Consider the following 4,572-nt stretch of genomic DNA (forward strand, 5'->3'; position numbering starts at 1 on the left):
CCCCGCGCCGCAGACAATTGCTGGGCAATCCCCGAAGGAGTGGGTCCGCGGTGGGTTCTTCAGCGCCGCATACCGACCGACGTCTCGCTTAGCAGCCCTCGACTGCACGTCTTCGACGATGTCTGAGGGGTCGCTTACCTTCGGCTGATTGTCCTTCCAGCTCTCCAGTCCGTGTCGATCTTCGGACGCCGACTGACGGCCCTGGGCGCGCACGAGTGTGGATGTTGGTGGGCGAAAATCTTCAGTTGAGCCGGTGATCCGAAGTTTGGAGATCCAGATGTTTGTCCGACCGTGGTTGAGGAACGTCGCGCGCGGTGTTCGCAGCGGCTCGGGCTGATAGCCCGGATAGTCTCTGGTCATGGGCGTGAGTGAGGCGGTGGGAGACCTTCCCGAAGCGGTGGTGGTCGAGCTGCGCCGCACTGCCGCCGAGTTGTTGGGCCACGTGTCGTTGTACGCCGACGACATGCTCGGCTACATCCTTGAACGGGTGCCGGAGGCGAGTGCTGATGATGAGCTTCGGGGGCTGACGTTGGGGTCGTGCTCGTCGAACCTCGAGGCGGCAATGTCGATGGTGCGGCACGGAATCGATGTGAGCGCCGCGTCAGCGCCGGTCACTGCACTCGAGCATGCGCGTGCCATGGCGGCGCGCGGCTACAGCGTCGACGTGATGCTGCGCTTCTACCGAATGGGCCATGCGTACTTCAGTGAGCGCATCCTGGCAGGGATCACCGAGTTCGTGCCCGATCCGGCCATCGCCCTCGCGGTGGTGGCCAACATTCAGCGCTACGCCTTCGCCTACGTGGACCGCATTTCCAGCGAGGTCGCTGCCGAGTACGTCGCCGAGCTCGACCGTATCCAGACCCGGGCTCGGGCTGCCCGCACGGATGCGGTCCGGGCGTTGATCGCCGGTAGCCGGATCGACATCCGTCGTGCGGAACGCACCTTGTCCCACCGGCTCACTGGATGGCAGACGGCCTTCGTCTGCTGGACTGATCGCGATGACGTCGACCTCGCGCGTCTGGGTGAAGCGGTCGGCACCCATCTCGGCTCAGCACATCCCCTGCTCGTTCCGGACGGAGCCCATGCGCTCTGGGGCTGGGCCTCCACGACGGGTGCCACGGGCGTTCCTCCAAGGGATCTCCAGCCCTTGGCCGATCAGGTTCCCGAGAGGGTCCGGGTCACCCTCGGCACTCCTGCGCAGGGCACTACTGGCTTTCGAGACTCCCATCTCCAGGCGCAACGCGGCCGTCGGATCGTCGAGCTCACCGGCCGCGGAGCCGCGGTGACGTCGTACGTCGAGATAGCGCTGGTGGACACGATGAGTGGCGACCTGGACCTGGCCCGCTCCTTCGTCGCGGCCGAGTTGGGCGGGCTGGCGGCCAGTGGGCGCCGGGAGGAGGAGGAACGACGGACGCTACTCGCAGTGCTCGACGCACAAGGAGGTCTAGCGGCGGCAGCGGATGAACTCGGCGTACACCGGAACACCGTGCTGCAGCGACTTCGCCGGGCCGAGGAACGGCGCGGACGTCGCGCGACAGAGCGAATTGCCGAACTGCATGCGGCGTTGCGCCTGGTGCATGTGCTTGGTCCAGTCGTGCTTGCGCCGGGGCCTGACAGAGCCTGATCGAATGTGCTGCGCGCACACCGTAGTGGGCTTGGCACCCCTCGCGGGTCCGGCCTCCGATTCGTACATTGCTGAGTATGTCAGCAACTTCGGAGCTACCAGCAGTCACTCGTCACGCGCTTCCTGACCCGGGCGAGAGAGTCCCGGCGATCTCGTGGCCCATCGTTGCCATCTTCTCCGGTGCCATCGCGGTCTTCGTGGCCTCAACGTGGGCCGCGCTGACCGACACGCTTCCCGTCCCCGCGACGGTCTTGCTCAGCGCGACCGCGATCTTCGTGCTGTTCACCGTGCTGCACGACGCGGCGCACTTCTCGATCAGTACCCACCGCTGGGTCAACGTCGCCTTTGGCCGGGTCGCGATGTTCTTCGTCTCGCCGATGATCTCTTTCAAGTCGTTCGCGTTCATCCACATCGAGCACCACCGGAACACCAACGACCACGAGAACGACCCCGACCACTTCGTCAGTGGCGCTCCTTGGTGGCAGCTTCCCGTTCGGTTCCCGCTGATGGACGTGCCTTACCTGACCTTTCTGGTGCGCAATGTGAAGAGCCGGCCCCGGGCAGAGGTGCTGGAGACCTCGTTCCTGCTGGTGACCAGTGTTGCCGTGATCGTCACATCTGCGTTCACCGGGCACCTCTGGACGCTGGCGGTGCTGTACCTGATCCCCGCCCGGGTCGCCATGTTCGTCCTGGCCTGGTGGTTCGACTGGCTCCCGCACCACGACCTCGAGGACACCCAGCAAGAGAATCGCTACCGTGCCACTCGCAACCGTGTCGGATCTGAATGGGTCCTCACGCCCCTGCTCCTCTCCCAGAACTACCACCTCGTCCACCACCTGCACCCCTCGATCCCATTCCACCGGTATGTCGCGACCTGGCGACGCAACGAGGAGGCCTACCTCGATCGCGATGCAGCGATCGGCACCGTCCTGGGCCAGCAGCTCGACCCAGATGAGTACCGCGAGTGGAAGCAGCTGAACGGCAAATTGGCTCGGCTCCTCCCCGTGCGCATGCCGAAGCGATCCTCGGCGCACGCCGCGGTGTTCCACCCAGTCAGGGTCGCCGGTGTCGATCAGTTGACGCATGACAGTGTGCTGATCCGCTTCGACGTGCCCGACGACCTGCGCGACCAGTTCTCCTTCGAGCCCGGTCAGCACGTCACCCTCCGTACCGACCTGGGCGGCAAGGGCGTACGGCGCAACTACTCCATCTGCTCCGCAGCCACGTCCGACACGCTGGAGATCGCCGTCAAGCACATCAGCGGCGGCGCCTTCTCCACGTTCGCAATGGAGCAGCTGCGGGCGGGCGACACCCTCGAGCTGATGACACCCACGGGCTCGTTCGGCACACAGCTCGACCCACTCGCCGCGAAGAACTACGTGGCGATCGCCGCCGGCAGTGGCATCACCCCCGTGCTCTCGATCCTGCAGACGACACTTGCCGTCGAGACCGACAGTCGCTTCACGGTGGTTTACGGCAACAGGGACGCCGACAGCACGATGTTCCGCGAGGAGCTGGACGACCTCGAGGCGCGCTACGCCGACCGCCTCCGGATCATCCACGTGCGATCCCGCGATCCGCGGCACCCGGTACATCTCCGCGGTCGCGTCGACCGCTCCAGGCTCAACCAATGGCTCGACGCCAACGCCGACGTCGCCGCAGACTCGGTGGACGAATGGTTCCTGTGTGGACCGGTCGAGATGGTGACCGACCTGCGTGACCTGCTCATCGAGCAAGGCGCCGGGCCCGACCACGTGCACGTGGAGCTCTTCCACGGTTACAAGAAGCCCAGGATCGGCGACGACTTTGCCCCGGCGACAGTTGCGGTCAGTCTGCGCGGCCGTCAGCACGAGGTCTCATTGGCAGCCGGCGACACCGTCCTCGAGTCCGCGTTGAAAGCCGGCCTGGACGCGCCCTACGCCTGCCTCGGCGGAGCCTGCGGCACCTGCAAGGCGAAGGTCCTGCTCGGATCAGTTGCGATGGAGCAGAACTTCGCCCTGTCAGCGGCCGACGTGGAGAACGGCCAGGTACTCACCTGCCAATCCCACCCGACCACGCCGTCGGTCGCCGTCGACTACGACGCCTGAGTCGCCATGCGGACCCTGGAAGGAAAGGTCGCCATCGTCACCGGGGCGTCCATGGGAATTGGCGCGGCGATCGCCGAGGCGCTCGCCCGCGAAGGTGTACGGGTGGCGCTCGTCGCCCGTGGCCGTGACGCGTTGGAGGCGCAGGCAGCCAAGATCGGCGCTTTGGCCCGCTCGTATCCGTGCGACATGAGCGATCCGGAGGCAATCGAAGCGATGGTCACCGAGGTGGAGCGCGATCTCGGGCCGGTGGCCATCCTGGTCAACAACGTCGGCGCTGGAACCTTCAAGCCCTTGCAGCAGATCGAGCAGCGTGAGATCTCGATGACAGTGCACCTGCCATTCGCTGCAGCGATGCATGCCAGCCGGGCGGTCCTGCCGACCATGATTCGCCGCCGCGAAGGGCACATCGTCAACATGACCAGCCCCGCGGGCTTCTTCCCTCTGCCGTTCATGGTTCCGTACACCGCCACCCGGCACGCCATGGTCGGTCTTTCGGCGAGCCTCCGCGAGGAGGTCGGACGCTACGGGGTCGGCGTCTCGCTCGTGTGTCCATCGGAGGTCAACACCAGCTACTTCGAGCGCAACGACGCTGACATGGGTTGGTATCCCCGGATGTCGAGCTGGTTTCCCGTGCTCGAACCGGAGGTGGTGGCGCGTCGCACTGTCCAGGCGATCCGGAGGAATCAGCGCGAGGTGATCTTCCCCTGGCAGCTGGCACTGGTCACGTGGCTCCACCGGCGCTTCCCTGTCATCGGCCTGGGTGCGCTGAAGGCGCTGAAACTGTTCGGGCCGCGCCTCACCCCGCCGACGTAGCGGAATCCTCGACGACGCGGCCACTTCTCAGCGGCCCCTGCACCGCTC

General features: G+C 65.9%; 4 protein-coding genes. 3 read left to right on the forward strand and 1 reads right to left on the reverse strand.

Annotated features, from left to right (window positions below):
* Positions 1–360: hypothetical protein (locus JWQ91_RS16285; RefSeq protein WP_297786599.1), on the reverse strand; the 360-nt coding region annotated here is incomplete at its 3' end.
* Here JWQ91_RS16285 and JWQ91_RS16290 point away from each other — a divergent pair.
* The 3 genes from JWQ91_RS16290 (at position 359) to JWQ91_RS16300 (ending at position 4,524) form a co-directional block, all read left to right on the forward strand.
* Complete coding sequence (locus JWQ91_RS16290; RefSeq protein ID WP_297786602.1) at positions 359–1,624, forward strand: helix-turn-helix domain-containing protein; 1,266 nt, start codon at positions 359–361, stop codon at positions 1,622–1,624. The two genes, JWQ91_RS16285 and JWQ91_RS16290, sit on opposite strands and share 2 nt — an antisense overlap.
* Positions 1,625–1,821: 197 nt before the next feature.
* Complete coding sequence (locus tag JWQ91_RS16295; RefSeq protein ID WP_297786605.1) at positions 1,822–3,711, forward strand: fatty acid desaturase; 1,890 nt, start codon at positions 1,822–1,824, stop codon at positions 3,709–3,711.
* Positions 3,712–3,717: 6 nt separating this feature from the next.
* Positions 3,718–4,524, forward strand: coding sequence for an SDR family NAD(P)-dependent oxidoreductase (locus JWQ91_RS16300; protein WP_297786608.1), 807 nt, complete (start codon positions 3,718–3,720; stop codon positions 4,522–4,524).
* The last annotated feature ends 48 nt before the right edge of the window (positions 4,525–4,572 follow it).

The sequence above is a fragment of the Aeromicrobium sp. genome, assembly GCF_025965075.1.
In the GTDB taxonomy this organism is placed as follows: Bacteria; Actinomycetota; Actinomycetes; order Propionibacteriales; family Nocardioidaceae; genus Aeromicrobium.